Origin of the sequence: Burkholderia sp. Tr-20390, assembly GCF_017104595.1 — a bacterium.
Taxonomy (GTDB): Bacteria; Pseudomonadota; Gammaproteobacteria; order Burkholderiales; family Burkholderiaceae; genus Burkholderia.
Genome location: NZ_JAAGPC010000140.1, coordinates 1 through 22,814 on the forward strand (window position 1 = coordinate 1; position 22,814 = coordinate 22,814).

The window sequence follows — 22,814 nt, forward strand, 5'->3', positions numbered from 1 at the left end:
TGCCGGCACGCGTCACGCCGCTCGACCGCTCGGACTACGCGGCGCTGGCTGCCGCGTTGCGCAGCGACGCGCTCGACCTGGATGCCGAGCCGTGCGCGGTCGACAACGGCGCGCCATGGCTGGTCGTGCGGCTGAAGTCGGCCGATGCCTGCATCGGCCTGACGCCCGATCCGGCCGCGCTGGCGGCGCTCACGCACCGCTACGGCACGGACGGCGTCGCCGTCTACGCGCCGCATGCCGAAGGCGGCCCCGCGACGTTCGAAATCCGCTGCCTGATGACGGGCGGCAATTTCGGCTTCGGCGAGGATCCCGTCACCGGCAGCGCGAACGCCGCGCTCGCCGGGCTGCTGACGCGGCAGGAACGCCGCCCCGGCCAGTCGTATACGGCCCGCCAGGGTACGGCGATCGGCCGCGACGGCCGCGTCTTCGTCAGCTATGACGAAGACGGCACCACGTGGATCGGCGGCCAGGTCGTCACCGTCGTCGACGGCTCTTTCCTGTCACCCGCCTGACATTTCGCGATGTGCGATGGCGCCGGCCCGTCCGGCGCCCCCCTACGATTCGCCCAACTATCGCAAAAACGTTCCAACCAGTAATATCGGGCCTAATCCGTTGTTTCGGAGGTCTGTCCATGGTTGCGTGTCCCGCGAACGAACAGACGTCGGGACAACCCCGACCAATAATCAGCCATCCAGACGGATGGCGCACGCGAGCAGTACGCCACCCGCTTCGATGAGCTCCGCCCGGTCCAACCATACGCCGCCGACCCGGCCGCTACGCGCGCCGCGCAAATCGCGCCGGCGTGCGCTATTTGCGATCCCGCTGCTCGGGATGCTGGCGCTCGCGCTGCTGTGGGCCGTGATCATCGCGCGTCTGTCGGTGGAAAAGGACAGCGCGTACAAGGAAGCAGCGGCTTCCGCCGCGATCCTGTCCTCCGCGCTCGAGCAGCATACGGTCAAGGCGATCCACCAGGTCGACCAGATCACCCGCTTCGTCAAGTTCGAATTCGAGAAGTCGCCCGCCCGCTTCAACCTCGCCAGCGCCGTCGAGAAAGGCGTCGTGCCGAGCGACACGCTGATCCAGGTGTCGCTCGTCAACGCGAAGGGCATCCTGTTCGCGAACACGGCCGAGCTGCATCCGCAGCCGATCAACCTGTCCGACCGCGAGCACTTCAAGGTCCACCTCGCGCACAACGACGACCGCCTGTTCATCAGCAAGCCCGTACTCGGCCGCGTGTCGAGCCACTGGACGCTGCAGATGACACGGCGCCTGAACAACCCGGACGGCAGCTTCGCGGGCATCGTCGTCGTGTCGGAAGACCCGAGCTACTTCACCAACGACTTCTACAACAACGCGGCGATCGGCAAGGAAGGCGTGATCGCGGTGGTGTCCGATACCGGCGCGGTGCTCGCGCGGCGCACGGGCTCGGTCAGCAATGCGCCCGGCGCGTTTTCCGCGTCGGGTGTTTACCCGATCGCCGAGCGCGTGACGGGCACGATCATCGACCCGATCGACGGCGTGACGCGCATCGTGTCGTACCGCCACCTCGACGGCTACCCGCTCGCGGTGATGGTCGGGCTGTCGCAAACCGAGGAATTCGCGGACTACTACCACACGCGCAACGTCTACCTGCTGATGACGAGCTTCATCACGCTCGCGATGCTCGCTTTCTTCGGCGTCGCGACGGGCCTGATCGGGAAGCTGCTCGGCCGTGAGCGCGAAATGACGCAGCTCGCCGAGTACGACCTGCTCACCGGCCTCGCGAACCGCTATGCGACGCTGCGCGGGCTGCGCAACGACGTGTCGATGCCGGCGAGCCTGTCGCGGCTCGGGCTGCTGTTCATCGATCTCGACAACTTCAAGACCGTCAACGACACGCTCGGCCACAACGCCGGCGACATCGTGCTGCAGATGACCGCGTCGCGCCTGTCCGATGCGGTCGGCGACGAAGGCTCGCTCGCGCGCATCGGCGGCGACGAGTTCGTCGTGGTGATGAAGGGCGACGACGTCGAGCGGCGCGCGGTACGGCTCGCGGAAGCGATCATCCGGATGTTCGGCGAACCGTTCGACGTGCGCGGCAGCTCGTTCGTGCTGCATGCGAGCATCGGCATCGCGCTGCACACGGTGGCGAACGAGAGCGAGATCGACCTGCTGAAGAAGGCCGACCTCGCGATGTACAGCGCGAAGGACGCCGGCAAGAACTGCTACCAGTTCTATGCGCCGCACCTGTCGCACCGCGCCGACCACCTGATGCGCTGGGAGCAGCAACTGCGCGTCGCGCTCGCCGAGGGGCAGCTGTTCCTCGCGTACCAGCCGAAGATCGACCTCACGCACCGCCACATCACCGGCTTCGAGGCGCTCGCGCGCTGGGATCATCCGGAGCACGGCGTCATCTCCGCGAACGAATTCATTTCGATCGCCGAATCGACCGGCCTGATCGTGCCGATCGGCGACTTCGTGATCCGCACCGCGTGCGAGCAGATCGCGCGCTGGCGCGACGAAGGCCACGACACGCTGACGCTCGCGGTCAACATCTCGCCGGTGCAGTTCTGGCGCGGCGACCTGATCGAGACGATCTCGCAGGCGCTACAGGACACCGGCATCGACGCGAACCGGCTCGAGATCGAGATCACCGAGACCGCGATGATGGAATATCCGGAGCTCGTGTCCGAGAAGATCGTCGCGCTGAAGAAGCTCGGCATCCGGATCGCGCTCGACGATTTCGGCACCGGCTATTCGTCGCTGTCGTACCTGCATCGCTTCTCCGTCGACACGCTGAAGGTCGACCGCTCGTTCGTGCAGGCGATCCCGAACGATCGCAGCGTGTGCGTGATGGTGTCGTCGATCGTGCATCTCGCGCGCTCGCTCGGCCTGACCGTCGTCGTCGAAGGCACGGAAACCGAGGAGCAGATCACATGGCTCGCCGCGCTCGGCGAGATCGAGGCGCAAGGTTTCCTGTTCTCGCGACCGGTGCCGGCCGATGCGATTCCCGCGCTGATCGCACGCTTCGGCGTGCGCGGCGACGCGCCGAACGTGATCGCGCATCGCGCGACCGGCAGCACGGGCGCGTAAGCGCACCGCGGCCGTGGCCTTGGTGGCTATTGCGCGCGCCGTCATTGTTTCGTTTTCCGATCCGATTGTTTAGTTCGTGAACTAGCGTTTTCGCGCATGGCAGTGTCACGGTGCGCGGCGGACAATTGGGAGGGCCAACGTGTCGGCGGGCCGCCGGCATGGCCGCACGCGAGAGATCGGGCCCCGCGCTCACACCACCAACATGACTACCGTCGAAATCGAAGCGACCGCTGATGTCGAACAGGCTCAGGCGTCCCTGTGGGACCTGTTCAAGGTCGTCGCCAGCATTTCAGCGGTCTCGTGGGGCGGGCTGTCGATGATGGCGCAGCTCGAACGCCACTACGTGGAGCGGCTGAAGCGCATCGAGCCCAACGTCTTCGGCGACCTCGTCGCGCTGGCCTGGCTGGTGCCGGGCCCCGTCGGCTGCAACGTGGCGGTGCAGGTCGGCCAGATCCTGCACGGCCGCATCGGCGCGTGGATCGCGGGCATCGCGAGCGTGCTGCCGTTCTCCATCCTGATGACGCTGTTCGCGATCTTCTATCGCACGCCGCTCGTGCGCTCGCTCGCCGCGCCGATGCTGATCAATCACTTCGGGATGGTGCTCGCCGCGCTGATCGGCGTCACGTGGGTCAAGCAGCTGCGCTCGCTCGCGCGCACACGGCGCGAACAACTGATCGCCGCGCTGTCGACGATTCTGCTCGGTTTCGCGCATAATCCGGCCGCCTTCGTCGGGATTCTCTTCGCCGCGTTCGCGGCCGGCTGGCTCACGGGGCCGCCGCAACGCGACGCGGTCGATTTCACGTTGTCGACCCGCGACCGCAACCTGCTCGTGCTGCTCGGCGTGCTCGTCACGCTGTTCGCGGTGCCGCTGCCCGGCGATTACCAGGCGACGCTGCTGTGGCCGCGTCTCGCCGGCGCCGGCATGACATTGTTCGGCGGCGGCTTTTCCGCGCTGCCCGTGCTCAAGACGCTGTTCGTCACGCCCGCAACCGGCATCTCCGATCACGACTTCACGCTGGCGTTCGCGCTGTCCCCTGTCGCGCCGGGGCCGCTGCTGAACGTCGTCCCGTTTCTCGGCTACCTGACCGACGGCTGGGTCGGCGCGCTGCTCGCGACGGCCGCACTGTTCATTCCGTCGGGTTGCCTCGTCGTGTTTGCGCAGAACCACCTGTCCCGGCTCAAGCGCCATTCGCGCTTCGAGCACGGGATGCGGCTGCTGCGTGCGGCGACCACGGGTTTTCTCGTCGTCGCCGTCGTGAGGATCCTGTACCGCGAACCCGTCGACCCCGTTTACTGGCTGACGGGCGCCTTCGCGACGCTGTGCTTCGCGCGCTTCAAGGTGCCCGTCTATGCCGTGTACGGCACGGTCGCGGTGGCTTGCGGCGTGTGGCTGCTGGCCGCCGCGCGCTGACGGGCGGCGACCACCGCCCCGCCGGGTTCTACCGGCATTCGCCCGTCCAGGCCCTCCTCAACCTGCCTGCATCGCGACCCGGCGTGCCATCCAGCGGGCGCGCAGCGCGTCGTAAGCGAGGTTGAAGCAGAACGTGTAAGGCAGGAAGAACAGCACGATGCCGAGGTCGAGCAGCAGCGCCTCGACGAGGCTCACGTTCAGCCACCACGCGGCGACCGGCACCACCATCGCGACGAGACCGAGCTCGAACGTGACCGCATGCGCGATCCGCATGCCGAGCGTGCGGGTCAGCCCCGCGCGACGCTCGAAGCGGTCGAACAGCGTGTTGAACGCCATGTTCCACGCCATCGCGATCAGCGACACCATCACCGTCAGCACGCCGACGTGCGACACCGGCATGTCGAGCAGCCACGCGCCGATCGGCGCGCACAGCGCGATCGCGACCAGCTCGAACGTCAGTGCATGCAGCAGCCGTTCCGTCACCGTTTTGTTGACCTGTTTCATGATTCCCTCCGATTCGTCTACTTCGTACATGGCCGCCATTTTGATCGGCGCAACCGTATGAATCCAGTTTGATATCATCGGTTTTACCGATATATCGCCACCAGGAGCGCCGCATGCGCCACGCCCCCGAAGCCCTGCTCGCCTTCGCCGAAGCCGCGCTGCTCGGCTCGTTCACGGCCGCCGCGCGCAAGCTCGGCAAGCGCCAGTCGACCGTGTCGGAGGCGATCGCGAACCTCGAGATCGATCTCGGCGTGCAGTTGTTCGATCGCTCGACGCGCGCACCGACGCTGACCGATGCCGGGCGCGCGCTGCTGCCGCAGGTGCAGCGCGCACTCGAGGCCGGCGCGGCGATCGACCGGACGGCCGCGCGGCTCGCGCGTGGCGAGGAAGCGCGGCTGACGCTCGTCGTGTCCGATACGTACCAGTCGAAACGCTACGAGGAAACGTTGATGGCGCTCGAACGGCGCTTCCCGGCGCTCGAGCTCGAATGCCAGATCGCCGAGCACGAAGACGTGCTCGACCTGATCCAGCAGGGGCGCGCGCAGCTCGGGCTGATGGCCGCGCGCGCGGCCTACCCGGCCGATATCGGCGCGGCGACGATCGCGGAGGAGTCGGAAATCGGGCTGTTCGTCGGCCGCACGCACGCGCTCGCCGAATACGGCGACGCCGACGTGCCGCACGCCGCGCTGCGCGACGTGCGCGAACTGCGCCTCAATACCTATGTGAAAACGGAAGGCCGCGGCGCCGACGACCGGATCGTCGTCGGCACGCAGCACTGGCTGGCGCCAAGCTACCTGATGCTGCTGGAGATGGCCGTGCTGGGGTTCGGCTGGGCCGAACTGCCGCGCTGGATGGTCGACCACTTCGCGCGCGATCGGCTGTGCGAACTGCGTGCGCGCGGCTGGCCGCGCCGTGTGCGGGTCGATGCGGTCTGGTCGCGCAACCGGCCGCTCGGCCCGGTCGGTTCATGGCTGCTCGATGCGATGCTGGCCGCGTAGCGGCGCTTGCCGGCGCACCCGCGGCTGCACGCGTGCCGGCCGGCTGCGGTCAATCAGAAACCGCGCGACAACACCGCCGCGCCGATCGTGACGACGCCGAGCACGAGGTTCACGAGCACGAGCAGGCGCACCGTATTCACCGCGCGTGCGCCGTCCGGCCACTTCTGCGCCTGCACCGCACGGCGGATGCGCGGGAACAGCGCGAACCGGATATGCCCGAAGATCAGCATCATCACGACGCCGAGCCCGGCCATCGCGTGCAGCGACCACGTCGCGTGCGCGCCGCCGAATTGCACGAGCAGGAAGCCGCCGGTCAGCAGGATCACGATCACGGAGCCCGAGACCCAGTTGAAGAAGCGGCCGAACACGCCCTCGATCAGCGGCAACCGAAGCTGCGGCGACAGGTCGGACAGCGCCGGGCGCAGGCAGAAGTTGGCGAAGACCATCCCGCCCACCCACACGGCGACGGCCAGCAGATGAAGAAACAGCGCGACGGAGACAGCATGGGACATGACGGCGATCCTGTGAGGAGTGGGGTGCGGCGAACGGCCGCGTCGCACGCGGCATCGAGCGACGTTCGACCGGATTGTCGCCGAGCGGTTCAGACCCCAGGCTCGATTTCACATTATTTTGCAAGTTCCGCGTGACAGCGCCACGCTTGCTTACCCGAATCCCCCTCCAAAAGAAAAAGCCGCACGTCCGCCGAAGCGGAGGTGCGGCCTTCGATCGCGGCTGAACCGGGCGATCGAACGTGCGCAGCGTCAGCCGAGCAGCGGACGCAGTTCGCTGACGACCTTGAGCTTCGTGTCCGGCGCGCGGCCCTTGCGGGCGCGCTTGCCGACGTGCGGCGCCAGCCCCGCATACGACAGCGTTTCGTCCATCGTCTTGCCGCCGCGGCCGGTGCCGATCAGCACGACGCCGGCCGGATCGATCGCGAGCGCCTGCACGAGCGTTTCCTTGTCGTCGAGCGCCATCAGGATCACGCCGCGACCGCCGCCGGACAGCGTCTTCATCTCGTCCATCCCGAACACGAGCAGGCGGCCGCCGCTCGACAGGCACGCGACCTGCGTCGCGTTCGGCAGCACCGGCATCGGCGCGAGCGGCGCCGCGCCCGCATCGATCGTCATGAACGCCTTGCCGGCCTTCACGCGGCTCACCATGTCGCCGACCTTCGCGAGGAAGCCGAAGCCGTTGCTCGACGCGAGCAGCAGTTGCTGGTCAGCCGGCGCCGCGTAGTAGTGCATCAGGTGCGAGCCCGACTCGAGCTCGATCAGCGACGTGACGGGCACGCCGTCGCCGCGCCCGCCCGGCAGCACCGACACGTCCACCGAGTACACGCGGCCGCTGCTGCCCCACGCGATCAGGCGATCCGGCGTGCGGCACTGGAACGCCGCGTACAGATGGTCGCCGGCCTTGAACGAGAAGCTGGCCGGGTCGAGCCCGTGGCCCTTCAGCGCACGCACCCAGCCCTTCTGCGACACGACCACCGTGACCGGCTCGTCGACCACCTTCGCCTCGAAGGTCGCGCGCTTTTCCTGCTGGATCAGCGTGCGGCGATCGTCGCCGTACTGCTTCGCGTCGGCCTCGATCTCCTTGATCATCAGCCGCTTCATCGCGCTTTCGTTCGCGAGCAGTTCCTCGAGCTTCGCCTTTTCGTCGCGCAGCGCTTCGAGTTCCTTCTCGATCTTGATCTTCTCGAGCCGCGCGAGCTGGCGCAGCCGGATTTCGAGAATATCTTCCGCCTGCCGTTCGCTGAGCCCGAACGCGCTCATCAGCGCGGCCTTCGGCTCGTCCGACTCGCGGATGATGCGGATCACCTCGTCGATGTTCAGGAAGACGATCATCCGCCCTTCGAGGATGTGGATGCGGTCGTCGACCTTCGCGAGACGATGGCGGCACCGGCGCGTCATCGTCAGCTGGCGGAACTTCACCCACTCGTCGAGGATCGTCAGCAGGCCCTTCTGGCCCGGCCGGCCGTCGGCGCCGATCATCACGAGGTTCAGCGTCGCGTTCGACTCGAGGCTCGTGTACGCGAGCAGCGTGTTCACGAATTCCGTCTGGTCGATCGTGCGCGACTTCGGCTCGAACACGAGCCGCACCGCCGCTTCCTTGCCCGACTCGTCGCGCACCGCGTCGAGCAGGTCGAGCATCGCCTTCTTCGTGTTGAGCTGCTCGGGCGTCAGCGTCTTCTTGCCGAGCTTGAGCTTCGGGTTCGTCAGCTCCTCGATTTCCTCGAGCACCTTCTGGCCCGACGTGCTCGGCGGCAGCTCGGTCACGACGAGCTGCCACTGGCCGCGCGCGAGATCCTCGATCTTCCAGCGCGCGCGCACCTTCAGGCTGCCGCGGCCGGTTTCATAGGCCGCCGCGATTTCGGTGTCGCTCGAGATGATCTGGCCGCCGCCCGGGAAATCCGGGCCGGGAATCAGGTTCATCAGCTCCGCGTGCGAGAGCTTCGGATTGCGGATCAGCGCGACCGCCGCGCCCGCGACTTCGCGCAGGTTGTGCGACGGGATTTCGGTCGCGAGACCGACCGCGATGCCCGACGCGCCGTTCAGCAGCACGAACGGCATGCGGCTCGGCAGCGTCTTCGGCTCCTCGAACGAGCCGTCGTAGTTCGGCATGAAGTCGACCGTGCCCTGGTCGATCTCGTCGAGCAGCAGCTTCGCGATCGGCGTGAGGCGGGCTTCGGTGTATCGCATGGCCGCCGCGCCGTCGCCGTCGCGCGAGCCGAAGTTGCCCTGCCCGTCGATCAGCGGGTAGCGCAGCGAGAAATCCTGCGCGAGACGCACCAGCGCGTCGTACGCCGACTGGTCGCCGTGCGGGTGGTATTTACCGAGCACGTCGCCGACCACGCGCGCCGACTTCACCGGCTTCGCGTCCGGGCCGAGGCCCATTTCGTTCATCGCGTAGAGAATCCGGCGCTGCACCGGCTTCTGGCCGTCGCACACGTCGGGCAGCGCGCGGCTCTTCACGACGCTGACCGCGTAGCTGAGATACGCCTGCTCCGCGTAGTTGCCGAGCGTCAGCGCGTCGGCATCCGGTGCATCGGAGCTGGCGAAGAGATCGGAAGTGTTGTCGTCCATCTGAATTCCGTATTCGTAAGTGGCGTAAGGCCGGGCCGGGCGTCATGCCCGGCCGCGCAGGTGTTCGGCTTAGATGTCCGCTTCGACGTCGTTGCCCTTTTCCTCGAGCCAGCCGCGTCGCGCGGCTGCCTCGCCCTTGCCCATCAGCATCGTCATGCGTGCGACGGTCGCCTCGTAGTCGAGCTCGCCAAGCTTCACCGGCATCAGGCGGCGCGTGTCGGGGTTCATCGTCGTATCCCACAGCTGCTCGGCGCTCATTTCACCGAGACCCTTGAAGCGGCTGATGCTCCATTGCGTCTCGCGCACACCGTCCTTGCGCAGCTTGTCGAGGATCGCCTCGAGTTCGCCTTCGTCGAGTGCATAAAGCTTCTGCGCAGCCTTCTTGCCGCGCGCGGGCGCGTCGACGCGGAACAGCGGCGGGCGCGCGACGCACACATGGCCGCGCTCGATCAGTTGCGGGAAATGCTTGAAGAACAGCGTGAGCAGCAGCACCTGGATGTGCGAGCCGTCGACGTCCGCGTCCGACAGGATGCAGATCTTGCCGTAGCGCAGGTTCGACAGGTCGACGCTTTCATCCGGGCTGTGCGGATCGACGCCGATCGCGACCGAGATGTCGTGCACCTCGTTGTTCGCGAACAGGCGGTCGCGCTCGGTTTCCCACGTGTTCAGCACCTTGCCGCGCAGCGGCAGGATCGCCTGGTATTCCTTGTCGCGGCCCATCTTCGCGGAGCCGCCCGCCGAGTCGCCCTCGACCAGGAACAGCTCATTGCGCGCGATATCTTCCGTCTCGCAGTCGGTCAGCTTGCCGGGCAGCACCGCGACGCCCGAGCTCTTGCGCTTCTCGACCTTCTGGCCGGCGCGCGTGCGCGCTTGCGCCTGCTTGATCACGAGTTCGGCGAGCTTCTTGCCGTGCTCGACGTGCTGGTTCAGCCACAGCTCCAGCGCCGGACGCGAGAACGACGACACGAGCTTCACCGCGTCGCGGCTGTTCAGGCGTTCCTTGATCTGTCCCTGGAACTGCGGATCGAGCACCTTCGCGGACAGCACGAACGACACGCGCGCGAACACGTCTTCCGCGAGCAGCTTCACGCCCTTCGGCTGCAGGTTGTGCAGTTCGACGAAGCTTTTCACTGCCTGGTAGAGACCGTCGCGCAGGCCGGATTCGTGCGTGCCGCCGGCCGGCGTCGGGATCAGGTTCACGTACGACTCGCGCACGAGCGAGCCTTCCTCGCTCCATGCGACGACCCACGACGCGCCCTCGCCTTCGGCGAAGGTGTCGTCGCCCGAACGCGAATCGGCAAAGCGCTCGCCTTCGAACAGCGGGATCAGCAGCTCGCTGCCGTTCATTTCGTCGAGCAGGTAGCCGCGCAGGCCGTCTTCATACTTCCACGTCTGGCGCTCGCCCGACTTCTCGTTGACGAGCACGACCTCGACGCCCGGCAGCAGCACGGCCTTCGAGCGCAGCAGGCGCTGCAGTTCGCCGAGCGGCAGGTTCGGCGAATCGAAATACTTCGGATTCGGCCACACCTGCACGCGCGTGCCGGATTTCTTCTCGCCGCGGCCCGCGCCCTGCGTCGCGAGCGGTTTCACCACGTCACCTTCGGCGAAGCCGAGTTCCGCGATCTTGCCGTCGCGCCAGACCGTCACGTCGAGGCGTGTCGCCAGCGCGTTCGTCACCGACACGCCGACGCCGTGCAGGCCGCCCGAAAACGTGTAGGCGCCGCCCGCGGCCTTGTCGAACTTGCCGCCCGCGTGCAGGCGCGTGAATACGATCTCGACGACCGGCACGCCCTCTTCAGGGTGCATGCCGAACGGGATGCCGCGGCCGTCGTCCTCGACCGAGACCGACTGGTCGGCGTGAAGCGTGACCGTGATCTGCTTGCCGTAGCCGCCAAGCGCCTCGTCGGACGCGTTGTCGATGACTTCCTGGATGATGTGCAGCGGATTCTCGGTACGGGTGTACATGCCGGGCCGCTGCTTGACCGGCTCGAGACCCTTGAGCACCTTGATCGATGCTTCGCTATAGGCCGCGCTGGGTTTCTTCGTTGACATAGGCGCTGAATTTCGTCATTCATCGGGACGTTGTCCACACCTCGTGTGGATAACGTCGTGGACAAAACGTTGAGTTCCGTAAAAAAGCGAATCGAAACAACGGTGTGCTTGGACTGCTCCGAAAGCGGGCGCGCGGCGTGCGCTGCGCTGCCCGGGACGCGCGGTATTTTACTGGTTCCGCGTGGCACGCCAATCGCGGAATCGCGCGCAGCGGCCGCCGGCCGCGCGACGCGTCTGCGTTTTACGCGGGCTTGCGCTTCGCCTCGAGCGTTTCCCACCGCTCGAGCGCTTCGAGCAATTCGTCGTCGATCGCCGCGAACCGCTCGGTCAGGCGCGTGCCTTCCTGCGGATCCTTCGCGAAAATCGAGCCGTCTTCGAGCCGCGCATTGATCGTCTTTTGCTCCTCTTCGAGTGCCGCGATCTTCTCCGGCAGCGAATCGAGCTCGCGCTGCTCGTTGAACGACAGCTTCACCGTGCGTTGCGTGTTGCGGCCCGCGGCGCTTTTCGCCGCTTCTTCCTTGACGGGCGCGGCTTCCTTGACCGCACGCTTCGCGGCTTCCTGCTGCGCGAGCTGATCGGCGCGCGCGCTCTGGATCTGCCAGTCGCTGAAGCCGCCCACGTATTCGCGCCACTTGCCGTCGCCCTCGGCCGCGATCACCGACGTCACGACGTTGTCGAGGAACGCGCGATCGTGGCTGACGAGCAGCACCGTGCCGTCGTAGTCGGCCAGCAGCTCCTCGAGCAGTTCGAGCGTCTGGATGTCGAGGTCGTTGGTCGGTTCGTCGAGCACCAGCACGTTGGCCGGACGCGCGAACAGGCGCGCGAGCAGCAGCCGGTTGCGCTCGCCGCCCGACAGCGACTTCACCGGCGAACGCGCGCGTTCCGGCGCGAACAGGAAGTCGCCGAGATAGCTCATCACGTGCTTGCGCACGCCGCCGATCTCGACCCATTCGCTGCCGGGGCTGATGGTATCCGCGAGGCTCTTCTCCTGGTCGAGCTGCGCGCGCATCTGGTCGAAATAGGCGACCTGCAGGTTGGTGCCGATGCGCACCGTGCCTTCGTCGGGCTTCAGTTCGCCGAGGATCAGCTTGAGCAGCGTCGTCTTGCCGGCGCCGTTCGGGCCGATGAAGCCGATCTTGTCGCCACGCATCACCGTCGTCGAGAAACGATCGACGACCGCGCGGCCGCCGTAGCGCTTCGTCACGTCGGTCAGCTCCGCGACGATCTTGCCGGACTTCTCGCCCTGCGCGACATCCAGCTTCACGTTGCCCAGCGTGTTGCGGCGCTCCGCGCGCTCGTTGCGCATCTGCACGAGCCGCGCGATGCGGCCGACGCTGCGGGTGCGGCGCGCTTCGACGCCCTTGCGGATCCACACTTCTTCCTGCGCGAGCAGCTTGTCGAACTTCTCGTTTTCCACGCGCTCGATTTCGAGCTGCTGGGCCTTGCGCGTCTGGTACGCGGAAAAATTGCCCGGGTACGACAGCAGGCGGCCGCGATCGAGATCGACGATGCGCGTCGCGACGCGATCGAGGAACGCGCGATCGTGCGTGATGAACAGCAGGCCGGCGCGCTGCGCGACGAGCAGTTCTTCCAGCCAGCGGATGCCGTCGAAGTCGAGGTGGTTGGTCGGTTCGTCGAGCAGCAGCACATCGGGCTGCAGCACCAGCGCGCGCGCCAGCGCGACACGCTTCTGCATCCCGCCCGACAACGCATCGACGGGAGCATCGACGTCCGCCAGGCCGATCTGCGCGAGCGTCATCGACACGCGCGTGCGCCAGCTCCACGCGTCGTGCGCATCGAGCGACGACTGCAGCGCGTTCATCCGCGCGAGCAGCGCATCGTGCTCGGCGCCTTCGGGTATATCGGCGAGGCGGTGCGCGATCGAATCATATTCTTCGAGCAGTTCGCGCGTGTGCGCGAGCCCCGATGCGACTGCCTCGAACACCGTCGCGCCCGGCTCGAATTCGGGCTCCTGCGGCACGTAGACGGTCACGAGTTCCTGCTGGCGCGTGACCAGCCCGTCGTCGGGCTTCGCGAGCCCGGCGACGATCTTCAGCAGCGACGACTTGCCCGCGCCGTTGCGGCCGATCAGGCCGACGCGCTCGCCGGCTTCCAGCGAGAAATCCGCGTGATCGAGCAACGCGACGTGACCGAACGCGAGCTGCGCACCGGAAATGGAATAGAGCGACATGGGAAGACGGCGAAGAGAGAAATCGGAAGCGCCCATTGTACCGGTCGCGGGCGGCGTTGCCGGTATGGCCGGACGGATAAGGCCGGCAAACGGGTTGGGAGGCGGGTTGGAACGTGCGTTTGGCGGCAGGCAGGCGGGGCGTCGATCGAAGCGCATCGACGCAATGCGCTTCGCTGGCACGCGCCGGGTGCGCCCGGCTTCCGTTCGCGGAACGCCGGGCGTGCGTTCCGGGCAAAACGCCTGCGTCGGCCGGATGCTGCGGCCGTCCGATCGACCATTGCGCGCCGGACGCCCTGGGCGTCCGTACGCGGCACGTGCAATTACTTCACGTTGACCGTAATCGTCGAGCTCAATTCGGGGCCGTACGAGCGGTGCATGCCGTCGCCCAACTGTAGCGTCAGCGTGTGCTGGCCGGGCGGCAGCTTGATGTCGGTCTCGGTCTGCGCCTTGCCGAAGTGCAGCGAACGTTCGCTCGCGGGGATCACGTCGCCCTTCGGAATCGGCCGGCCGTCGATCAGCAGGTGATGATGGCCAGTGTTCGGCGTGTTGTCGCCGGCCGGTCGAAGCTCCATTCCTTCGAGCCCGAACTTCACATGCACCGGGTTCGACACCGTCGCGCCTTCGCTCGGCGCTTCGAAATACACGCGCGCCTCGGCCCGCGCCATCGTCGACACGGCCATCGCCGCCACGCATACCGCACCTGCGATCCACTTTCTGTTCAGCATCGCATTCTCCTTATGATTGGACAGCCTCGGAAGCATACACCGCACGCACGGCAGGCGTGTTTCGGTTGCGTTGTTCGCGATGCGTACGTTTAAAACGACGTTGCGGAGCCGTTCGACGAAATTCCGGTACCATTGCGCCTTTCGTCCGCCGGCCACGCCGCGGACGGCATCACCGAATTTCCATTTTCCCGAGCGCTACATGAGCGAAGTAACCGAATACCAGAGCTGGGTCTGCCTGATTTGCGGGTGGGTCTACAACGAAGCGGAAGGGCTGCCCGACGAAGGCATCGCACCCGGCACCCGTTTCGCCGACATTCCCGCCGACTGGCGCTGCCCGCTGTGCGATGTGGGCAAGGAAGATTTCGTCGTCGTCGATTTCTGATTCGCTGACGCGCTGATTTCCGATCGCGGTTGACTGCGCGATCACGCGCGTCGGCATGCATTCCGCCCCGCCGACGCGCCGCGCGTTTGCTATACTCTGCGCGCTGTCCACACTGCCGTCCGGTTCGCGTTTTTTTGCGTTCCCTGGACATGGCTCTCCCCGTAGTTCAATGGATAGAACAAGCGCCTCCTAAGCGCTAGATACAGGTTCGATTCCTGTCGGGGGGACCAAAGATCCTCCAAAGTTTCACCAGCTTCGCCACAAGAACCCCGTCACGCCTGGCTGTGCGGGGTTTTTTGTTGCAAACTTCCACCAGCGACCACCAGTGGAAACAACCCCCGTCTTGGGGTTGTTTTGGGGGCTTCGCAAAACACCCCCGTCAAACAACCCCCGAGGCACCAGTACATGGCGCTCACCGACCTCAAGGTCCGCACAGCCAAGCCCGCTGAGAAACAACAGAAGCTTTATGACGGCGGCGGACTGCTGCTATTGATAACGCCGGCCGGCGGCAAGCGATGGATTCTCAAGTACCGCGTTGACGGCAAAGAAAAGAGCCTGGCGCTCGGCACGTATCCGGAGGTATCACTCGCTGATGCACGCGCTCGCCGCGATAGCGCGCGCGAAAAGCTTGCCGCAGGCATCGACCCGGGCGAAGCCAAGAAAGCCGACAAGCGCGCTGCGCAACTGGCTGCCGCCAGCTCGTTCGAGATAGTCGCGCGCGAATGGTTTGAGACCCAGCGCGGCGGATGGTCCGAGGTGTACGCGGGCAAGGTCATCAACTGCCTTGAAGTAGACGTATTTCCTCGACTCGGCGCCCGCCCTATCGCGAGCATTGATGCTCCCGAACTGCTGGCGATCATCCGCACCGTCGAATCTCGTGGTGTTCGCGAGACGGCCAAACGGGTGCTACAGCGATCGCGTGCTGTGTTTCAGTACGGCATCATGACCGGCCGCTGCACTCGAAATCCGGCGGCTGACATCGACGCCGAGACCGTCTTGAAGAAGAGCACCGGTGTGCAGCATATGGCGCGCGTGAAAGCGACCGAGATCCCGCAGCTCATGCGCGACATTGATGAATATTCCGGCGACTTGGTCACGCGCCTCGCCTTGCGATTCATGGCGCTGACGTTCGTGCGGACGAAAGAAATGATTCAAGCCGAATGGCCCGAGATTAACGTCGGCGCCGCCGAATGGCGCGTACCAGCCGACCGAATGAAGATGCGCGATCCGCACATCGTGCCACTTTCCCGGCAGGCACTCGACGTACTGGCACAGTTGCGCGAGATCAATGGTGAGCAACGCTTCGTCTTCTACAGCGTGCAGGGCAGGAGTCACATCTCGAACAACACGATGCTGTATGCCCTCTATCGAATGGGCTACAAGTCGCGTATGACTGGGCATGGTTTTCGCGGACTTGCCGCGACAGCGCTGCGCGAACTGGGATATAGCCGCGACGTCGTCGAACGACAGATGGCGCACGCGGAACGCAACCAGGTCACTGCCGCCTATGTTCACGCCGAGTACCTGCCAGACCGTCGCAAGATGATGCAGCGTTGGGCCGACTACCTCGACGAATTGAAGGTCGGGGCGAAGGTACTGCCCTTCGCATCATCCAATGGGTGATTGCACTGCCTATACAGAAAACCAGTATGCCGTTCTACAATCAATGACCACGGTTGCATATTGAAGGCTTCCGTCAAGTCAAACCGCGCCTAGCTCGACGGGGCGAAAACCGGGTTCCCTTAGCCGGCCGGCGCGGTTCCTCACAAGGGGCATGCGTGAGGGCGCAATGAAACAAGTTATTAAGTCGGTGGCGGACTTACCGGATTGGTACAAACAAAGGAAATATCGAACCGATCTTGACGCCGCGGGTTGGTATCGGGAAATCCAATCCCGTGTGGAAATCCGCAGTCTCGCGCGCGTTCACGGGGAGGAAAGCGATTCATTGTCCACACTACCGTCGCGACACTGGGAGCTATATCGTCGCGCCATCGATTGGTACGAGACGCCGAATCGGACGATGTTCGATCTTGAGCACAATTCCTACCCCATCGACAATCTAGGTGTCTTTGAAGCGTTCTACCTAAGCGAAAGCGTCACTGATCCACAGTTGGTTCGAGCTCGCAATGAGTACCGTGAGCTTATGCGCCTCTGGGAGCTTGAGCATCAAAGGGAAGACGCTGTCGTGTACTCACGTGCATACGAAGAAGCTCTGAGGCGCTTCGTCGACTCCGAAGACATACAGGCCACGTTCATCGCGGTCGACGTGAATGAAGGAGGAAACCCTCTGCTGTCGTACGGGCAACCCCTTTCAGGATATCCGATCACGGTCGACACTCAATTCGACGATGAGACACTTGTGAAGCATTTCAAGCAATGGCTCGCAGATAAGCGTGCCGATGAAGGCGAAAAAGCTCGCAGACCATTCAACGACAACGATTTCTCTGACTGGCAGTTCTACAAGATTCGCGAACTTCACGACTTGACCGTTTGGAGCGGAGCACACGGAGTGAACATTGTTGATCGCGTGCTCGCCGCAGCGCTTTGGCCCAACGCATCCGACGACTTCTCCCCTATTGATGTACTTCGGACGACGGCGCGGAAGAAAGTAGCAGCGGTGTTTCAGCGTAACGTCGCGCTCAGGCTATTCGCACAATTACGCCTACAGCTCGGTGAAAAATTTTGGGCGCAGTAATTTTTCATGATTTCCGATCCGCCGTCTTTTTGTTCAATCGATCCGAATCTTCAACTTTTTAGAAGCTCTTAGCCGGCGGGCATTTGCTTTAACGAAAGCACCACCAACGCCAATATGGCGCCATGTTCAACAACCCTCTACGAGGATTACAGCATGGCTGCCAACAGGGCTTCCGCGCGACTGAGCGCCCATCCACACCCACCTACTGCCCAAGCATTGCCACTTGACGGCTACTCACGCTGGCAAAGCCTCAGGAACTTCATCCCGCTCTCGCGCGAAGCGATCCGTCTGCGCGAGATTGCCGGCCGCTTCCCGCAGCGCGTTCAGCTCGGGTCGCAGCGCTGTATTGCATGGCCGAACCGCGAAATTCATCGCTGGCTCTCCGATCCCGCAAGCTACCGCATTGAGGACTGAGCCATGCAGACAAAAAAAATGGCCGACCCGCAGGCCAGCCAACAAAACAATCTCATCAATAGCGTCAATGTTAACACTGGTGGCACATGCTTCCTTAATTTGCGCCGCTCCGATTCCGAGCGACTGCGCGTAACGGTTGGCGAGTATCGCGGCCGGATGCTGATTGACGTTCGAATCTGGTTCGTTGCGGACGGCGGTGAGTGGAAACCTGGACGTGCAGGTGTGTCGCTGCGCCCGGAACAGGCTGGCGAGCTGATGCAGGCGCTCCGGCTCGCTGCACAGGCGGTTGACCCGTTGGGGGTGCGTTGATGATGTTGCTCTCGATGCTGCCATCATTGACAATTAGCCCCAAAGGGGCTAATTTCATGTCCATAGGGAAACGCATTTGCGAGTCCCGTTTATCCCGAAAGGACGAAACCATGAAGCTCACGTTAACCGCGTGTCGCGCGGCTACCCATGCCTATCAAATACACACCACCGTCGCCGGAAGATCTTTCGGCATTGAAGAACAGCCTCGGATTGACCGGGAAGCAGATGGCCGAACTGGCCTGGCTCGCGGGCGATCAGCATTGGCGGAAGTACACAAACCCGAATCCCGACAACGGGCGCCAAATGAACCCGCAAATGCTTTTTACGATGATGGCTCAGTTGGAGCTCGACGCGGAAACACTCGAACGAATCCTCAACAGGATGCGTGCGGTGGGTGCAACGATCGAGCTGGACGCGTCTTAACAACGGGCCTTGCCCTCTCACCCGCCTCCCCTGCCCTCATCATCCGCGAGGCGCTGCGCGCTGCTGTACTCGCCCCCACCTACCAAGACGCCCTCGACGTAACCGGCGACGCACTGCGCCGCCTGGCTGAACTCGCCCGTGCGGAGGGAGCGGCATGAGCAAGGCCACTACGAAGCCCACACCCAAGCTCGCCATCGTCGATACCTTGCTCGACTGTGGGTCCGCCGCTCACTGCATCAAGTGGCTTTTCGAAAAATACGACGCTGGCGAACACGAATGGTCCATCGAAGCGATCCGCCTGCTTACGTCCGTGCTCAACACCAAGCTGACCGATGCGCTGGAAAAGGCTGAATCAATCGAAGCGGAGGTGCGCCATGCTTGATAGGCAACCTGACGCTGCCGGCCTGCTGTCGTTCTTTTACGGTCGCTTCGACATGAAATCCGCCTCGACCGAAGAACTCGAATTTCTCTCAACAGCAACAGCACCTGACGAGGCTGGAGCCTTGCGCGACACTCTTGATGGGATTGCCTGCCTTGTGGCCGAGGATTTGAGGAAGGAGCGCGGCCAACGTGCCGGCAATTTCCAAGATGCCAGCGTTCCCTCGTTGCTGTGGAGTATCGCCAGGCAGGTGGATGCAATCGGGCAGATGGCATTCATCGCGAGCGAAGCCGACTACGAGCTGCGCGATCGCGCCGTTCGTGCCCCTTCTGCCTCTTGTCGTCGATCAACCTCTAAGCAGTCCTTATCTGATAAGGGCGGCGAATGACAGCTACCCGAACCGAGGGAATCAAAGCGCGCGGCAATCGGATGATCGAGCGCGAAATCGAACGCTGTAGAACGCAGATGGGTGAACGCGAGTGGGAAAAGCACAGGGAATGGGTGACGGCAAACATCGTGACGGCCGCGAAGGCGTGGCTTTCCCGCGAGGCGAAAGCGGGGCGGCTATGACGGATCACCTTGCCGAACTGGATTTGGATAGCGAGATTGACGCCGGCCGGGTCGCGGCGGCCCGTGAGGCGTTCTTTGCCCGTGTTCCGGGATCGAGCGACACCAAAGCCCGCCCCGCCGTAACCATCACGCGCGCCTCGAACGTTGTGCCGGAGGCGATCCGTTGGCTTTGGCCGGACTGGCTTCCGGAGGGGAAATTGACCCTTCTCGCTGGATCTCCGGGAACCGGTAAGACTACGTTGGCCTTAGCGCTGGCAGCCACCGTCACACGCGGCGGCGCGTGGCCGGACGGAACGGCCTGCAATCGTGCCGGCGACGTTCTTGTGTGGAGCGGTGAAGATAACCCGGCCGACACGATCGTTCCGCGTCTGATGGCGGCCGGCGCCGACCTGGAGCGCGTGCACATCATCACGGGCCGCACCGATGAGAACGGAGAGCTCCTGCCATTCGATCCCGCCGCTGACATGCCGCTGTTGTCCGAACGACTCGACGACATGGCCGATGCTCGACTGTTGATCCTCGATCCGATCGTCTCGGCCGTCTCGGGCGACGCACACCGCGTCAACGACGTTCGCCGCAACCTGCAATCGCTGGTGGACATGGCGGGCGCATACCGCTGCTGCGTGCTGGGTATCTCGCACTTCGCGAAGGGTACCAAGGGCAGTTCCCCTGCCGAGCGCGTTATCGGCTCTCAGGCGTTCGTCGCACTCGCCCGCATGGTGTTGGTTGCCGGCAAGGATGAGACGGCCGAGCGTCGGATTCTGGCCCGCGCGAAATCGAATATCGCCCCGGACGACGGCGGCGTGTCGTATGCGCTCGAACTGACTGAGACGGACGGCATACAGGCAAGCCGGGTTGTCTGGGGCGCGCTGATCGACGGATCGGCCCGCGACATTCTCGGAGACGTTGAGCAAGACGACGAGGAACGCACGGGACTCGATGACGCGTGCGAGTTTCTAACCGGCCTGCTGTCGGATGGGCCGGTTCGAACGAAGGTGCTGAAAGCCGATGCCGACGGAGCCGGGTTCAACTGGAAGATGATGCAGCGAGCCGGGTCGAAACTCGGTGTTGAGAAACGCAAGATCGGGATGAAGGAAGGATGGGAATGGGGGCTCGCGAAGGAGACAGCCCCCGAAGAAGACACGAAGAATCCCACTCTCTATACCGTGTCCCCTTCGGGAAGTCATGTCCCCTTCGGCTCTAGCAAGGGTTTGCGGGCGGTCGATTTTGGCGATTCTCCCGAAGGGGACATTGCCAAGGGAGTGTCGCCTTCGGGAAATTCTTCGGACGCGGACGCCGGGGGTGACGTATGACGCCCCTCGAAATCTGGATCGAGTGCCGCCGCAACGGGATCACCCTGATCGTCGACGGCGACCGGTTTACGTGGAAAGGGCCGAAGGCAGCAGCGGATCGGCTGCTGCCCGCCATGCGGGCGAACCGAGTTGCCTTGCGGGAATGTGCGCGCGAGCTGAACGGCCTGCCGGTCGAAGACGGCCCTTTCCTACCTTGGGGGCCATACATGACGCCCGAACTGGTCAAGCAGTGGCAGCACGATCTGTATATGGCCGTGACGGAGCTGGCGCACCTTGAGCGATGGCCAGACGAGTTTTTCGACCATGTGGTGTTGTGCATCGAGCGGCAGCCGCTTTCGACGCTGCGCCCTGACCTGACCCACTTCATTGAACGGCTCGCGGCGGCGCGTGCATCCATCAAAGCGGAGAATCGAAATGAACAGCACTGAACTGGCGATTGCAGACTACCAAGGGGCAGTAAAGCGCCTGCTACAAGCCGCCTTCGATCAACAGCGGGTAGAGAACCCAAACGCATACGGCAATTGCTCGCTGGTGCTGCAATCGGGCGGCATGGTTCAGGTGCGCAGTTCCGCGATGATGGGCGGCGTGCTGGAGACGGTAATCAGCGTGGTAGATGCCGCCGGGGAGTCGGTTGAAGTTGCGCGGCTCGAATCAGGCGTTGTTAACCATTGAGGACTACTATAAAATAATTGACAAATAGCTGGATGTATGCCGGGCGCTACATCCCGCCTCTGTAGAAGGCGGCACGCCGAGCGTTGCCGTAACCACACCGAAGACATTGCCGTGCGCTGTCTATCGGGCCGTGACGACATTTCCCAATTTCATTTTTTTGAGGTTTCTATGAACTCGTTAACCCAAAATCCGACTGCTCGCGGCATCCGACTCGTTCGCGCCGAAGTTCCGACTGACGTTCGCGCTGCGATCGAAGGCATGACCACGGCTTTCTCGGCGTTTAAGGACAAGCACCAGGCCGAGGTGGACGAGCTGCGCACGGCGGTCGATTCCTTCGCTATCGCGATGGCGGCGCAGCAGATGAACGGCAATGCGGGCGGCGCGGCTGCTCGCGCGGAACAGCAGCCGATATACGCGGCTCGCGGTCTGCGCTCGGCTGAGATTGCGGCGCACTACAACAAGCGCGCACAAGCGGCAGACGAGGACAAGAACGTAACGCTCGCGGACTTCATGCGCGGCGTGGCGGGTATGAAGACGACCGACGCGGTAATGGCATCACTCGCGGTCGGCACGGATACGGCTGGCGGCTACGCAGTTCCGAACGTCGTCATGCCGAAGATCCTCGACGCGCTGGTCGATCAAAGCGCGCTGCTGACGGCCGGCGCGGGCATCCTGCCGCTCGACGGAGCCAAGAGCGTCACAGTGGCCGGTATCGATACCCTGCCGGTTCCGGCATGGCGTCAAGAGCTGGGCGCAGTTGCGGAAAGCGAGCCGACCTTCCGCGCACTGATCGGCAAGCCGCGTTCGCTTGCGTGCATCGTCCGTATCTCGCGCGAACTGCTGGCCGATGCAGATGACGTATCTCGGGCTCTCACGCTTGCTATCTCACAGGCGTTCGCGCTTGAGCTGGATCGTGTGGGGCTGGTTGGCTCGGGCACCGATCCGGAACCGCTCGGCCTGTATGGTCGCGACACGATCAAGAAGATCAAGCAGGCTGGCGCAACCTTCGGCTATGCCGACCTGCTGGCTGCATACCAAACGCAGCTCGAAGGCAAGGCACCGGCACCCACGGCGGCCATCATGGCACCGCGCACGCTGGTCGGACTCGCGGGCCTGACCGACACGACGGGCCAGCCGCTGTCCGCCCCGCCGCTGCTCTCGGGCGTGCGCCAGATGGCAACGAACGGCGTGCCGGTCGATCTCGGCACCGGCAAGGCCAGCAGCCTGGCGTTCGTCGGTAACTTCAGCACGATGCAGTTCGTCATGCGGGAGAACCTGAACATCGGCGTACTGCGCGAGGCATACGCGAAGACGGGTGAAATCGGCTTCCTGTGCCACGCCCGCGCCGACCTGATCGTGAACTACCCGCAGGCGATCACCATCATTGAAGGCGTGACGAGCAAGGCCGCGAAGGCGTAAGCGGAACGGCAGCGAGGATGCCGAAGGGGCCGGGGCTATCAAAAGTCCTGGCCCTTTGTCCGTCTAGACCCCACGTGACCTTACCCCGCCGAGTACACCATTCGTAAGTTAGTGGGCTCGCCGGTTTTCGGTTGATGCAGTTGCCGGAATTGGTCCGGCGCCAGTTGCCCAAGGGCACTATGCGGACGCACCGAGTTGTAGT

At 64.3% G+C, this 22,814-nt stretch carries 23 protein-coding genes and 1 tRNA gene; 18 read left to right on the forward strand and 6 right to left on the reverse strand.

The features are described from left to right. The 3 genes from G3N98_RS28835 to G3N98_RS28845 form a co-directional block, all read left to right on the forward strand. Positions 1–512 (forward strand): PhzF family phenazine biosynthesis protein (locus tag G3N98_RS28835; protein WP_206150040.1); only part of this gene is annotated, 512 nt, incomplete at its 5' end. A 220-nt stretch (positions 513–732) separates the two neighbouring features. Continuing rightward, positions 733–3,072 carry an EAL domain-containing protein gene (locus G3N98_RS28840; RefSeq protein ID WP_089473337.1) on the forward strand — a complete coding sequence of 780 codons (2,340 nt, stop codon included), beginning with the start codon at positions 733–735 and terminating at the stop codon, positions 3,070–3,072. 202 nt (positions 3,073–3,274) lie between these two features. Then, positions 3,275–4,483, forward strand: coding sequence for a chromate transporter (locus G3N98_RS28845; protein WP_089473338.1), 1,209 nt, complete (start codon positions 3,275–3,277; stop codon positions 4,481–4,483). 57 nt (positions 4,484–4,540) lie between these two features. Here G3N98_RS28845 and G3N98_RS28850 read toward each other — a convergent pair whose 3' ends face one another. Then, positions 4,541–4,987 (reverse strand): multidrug/biocide efflux PACE transporter, encoded by a 447-nt coding sequence (locus G3N98_RS28850; protein WP_089426630.1) that lies wholly within the window; start codon positions 4,985–4,987, stop codon positions 4,541–4,543. 113 nt (positions 4,988–5,100) lie between these two features. Here G3N98_RS28850 and G3N98_RS28855 point away from each other — a divergent pair, with 113 nt between their 5' ends. Beyond that, on the forward strand, positions 5,101–5,985 hold the full coding sequence (locus G3N98_RS28855; RefSeq protein ID WP_039370345.1) for a LysR family transcriptional regulator: 885 nt from the start codon (positions 5,101–5,103) through the stop codon (positions 5,983–5,985). Positions 5,986–6,038: 53 nt separating this feature from the next. Here the strand turns inward: G3N98_RS28855 and G3N98_RS28860 are convergent, their stop codons facing one another. From G3N98_RS28860 to G3N98_RS28880, 5 genes are all read right to left on the reverse strand, one after another. After that, the gene (locus G3N98_RS28860) at positions 6,039–6,497 is read right to left on the reverse strand and encodes a CopD family protein (protein ID WP_069248551.1); all 459 of its coding nucleotides are present in this window, start codon (positions 6,495–6,497) and stop codon (positions 6,039–6,041) included. Positions 6,498–6,746: 249 nt separating this feature from the next. Beyond that, positions 6,747–9,068: a DNA topoisomerase IV subunit A gene (gene parC, locus G3N98_RS28865; protein WP_089473339.1), complete on the reverse strand. Its 2,322-nt coding sequence runs from the start codon at positions 9,066–9,068 to the stop codon at positions 6,747–6,749. A gap of 69 nt (positions 9,069–9,137) precedes the next feature. Then, positions 9,138–11,120, reverse strand: coding sequence for a DNA topoisomerase IV subunit B (gene parE / locus G3N98_RS28870; protein WP_089426056.1), 1,983 nt, complete (start codon positions 11,118–11,120; stop codon positions 9,138–9,140). Positions 11,121–11,361: 241 nt separating this feature from the next. Further along, positions 11,362–13,347 carry an ATP-binding cassette domain-containing protein gene (locus tag G3N98_RS28875; protein ID WP_179257678.1) on the reverse strand — a complete coding sequence of 662 codons (1,986 nt, stop codon included), beginning with the start codon at positions 13,345–13,347 and terminating at the stop codon, positions 11,362–11,364. Between the two features lie 284 nt (positions 13,348–13,631). Then, positions 13,632–14,036, reverse strand: a complete 405-nt coding sequence (locus G3N98_RS28880; protein WP_089426058.1) for a DUF4399 domain-containing protein — start codon at positions 14,034–14,036, stop codon at positions 13,632–13,634. 199 nt (positions 14,037–14,235) lie between these two features. On the opposite strand from G3N98_RS28880, the gene G3N98_RS28885 reads away from it, so the two are divergent. The 14 genes from G3N98_RS28885 to G3N98_RS28950 all read left to right on the forward strand — a co-directional run bounded on the left by G3N98_RS28885 (position 14,236) and on the right by G3N98_RS28950 (position 22,612). Continuing rightward, on the forward strand, positions 14,236–14,418 hold the full coding sequence (locus tag G3N98_RS28885; protein ID WP_006398668.1) for a rubredoxin: 183 nt from the start codon (positions 14,236–14,238) through the stop codon (positions 14,416–14,418). Between the two features lie 155 nt (positions 14,419–14,573). Then, positions 14,574–14,648 (forward strand) — tRNA-Arg (locus G3N98_RS28890). Positions 14,649–14,823: 175 nt separating this feature from the next. Further along, on the forward strand, positions 14,824–16,041 hold the full coding sequence (locus G3N98_RS28895; protein WP_206150041.1) for an integrase arm-type DNA-binding domain-containing protein: 1,218 nt from the start codon (positions 14,824–14,826) through the stop codon (positions 16,039–16,041). Positions 16,042–16,207: 166 nt separating this feature from the next. After that, a complete protein-coding gene (locus G3N98_RS28900; protein WP_206150042.1) occupies positions 16,208–17,113 on the forward strand; it encodes a DUF6387 family protein in 906 nt (301 codons plus the stop codon). A gap of 153 nt (positions 17,114–17,266) precedes the next feature. After that, on the forward strand, positions 17,267–17,527 hold the full coding sequence (locus tag G3N98_RS28905; protein WP_206150044.1) for an AlpA family phage regulatory protein: 261 nt from the start codon (positions 17,267–17,269) through the stop codon (positions 17,525–17,527). 3 nt (positions 17,528–17,530) lie between these two features. Beyond that, complete coding sequence (locus G3N98_RS28910) at positions 17,531–17,836, forward strand: transcriptional coactivator p15/PC4 family protein (RefSeq protein WP_241026128.1); 306 nt, start codon at positions 17,531–17,533, stop codon at positions 17,834–17,836. A gap of 147 nt (positions 17,837–17,983) precedes the next feature. Then, positions 17,984–18,259 carry an XRE family transcriptional regulator gene (locus tag G3N98_RS28915; protein WP_124921211.1) on the forward strand — a complete coding sequence of 92 codons (276 nt, stop codon included), beginning with the start codon at positions 17,984–17,986 and terminating at the stop codon, positions 18,257–18,259. A 154-nt stretch (positions 18,260–18,413) separates the two neighbouring features. Then, positions 18,414–18,641 carry a hypothetical protein gene (locus G3N98_RS28920; protein WP_206150045.1) on the forward strand — a complete coding sequence of 76 codons (228 nt, stop codon included), beginning with the start codon at positions 18,414–18,416 and terminating at the stop codon, positions 18,639–18,641. After that, positions 18,634–19,026, forward strand: a complete 393-nt coding sequence (locus tag G3N98_RS28925) for a hypothetical protein (RefSeq protein WP_206150046.1) — start codon at positions 18,634–18,636, stop codon at positions 19,024–19,026. The genes G3N98_RS28920 and G3N98_RS28925 overlap by 8 nt, the downstream gene beginning before the upstream one ends. After that, the gene (locus G3N98_RS28930) at positions 19,023–19,208 is read left to right on the forward strand and encodes a hypothetical protein (protein ID WP_206150052.1); all 186 of its coding nucleotides are present in this window, start codon (positions 19,023–19,025) and stop codon (positions 19,206–19,208) included. The genes G3N98_RS28925 and G3N98_RS28930 overlap by 4 nt, the downstream gene beginning before the upstream one ends. Next, complete coding sequence (locus G3N98_RS28935; protein ID WP_241026129.1) at positions 19,205–20,521, forward strand: AAA family ATPase; 1,317 nt, start codon at positions 19,205–19,207, stop codon at positions 20,519–20,521. The genes G3N98_RS28930 and G3N98_RS28935 overlap by 4 nt, the downstream gene beginning before the upstream one ends. Continuing rightward, on the forward strand, positions 20,518–20,949 hold the full coding sequence (locus G3N98_RS28940) for a hypothetical protein (RefSeq protein WP_206150048.1): 432 nt from the start codon (positions 20,518–20,520) through the stop codon (positions 20,947–20,949). The genes G3N98_RS28935 and G3N98_RS28940 overlap by 4 nt, the downstream gene beginning before the upstream one ends. Next, positions 20,936–21,193 (forward strand): hypothetical protein, encoded by a 258-nt coding sequence (locus G3N98_RS28945; protein WP_206150049.1) that lies wholly within the window; start codon positions 20,936–20,938, stop codon positions 21,191–21,193. Before G3N98_RS28940 ends, G3N98_RS28945 begins: the two co-directional genes overlap by 14 nt. A 168-nt stretch (positions 21,194–21,361) precedes the next feature. Then, entirely contained in the window at positions 21,362–22,612 is a 1,251-nt protein-coding gene (locus G3N98_RS28950; RefSeq protein WP_277396922.1) for a phage major capsid protein, read from the forward strand. The last annotated feature ends 202 nt before the right edge of the window (positions 22,613–22,814 follow it).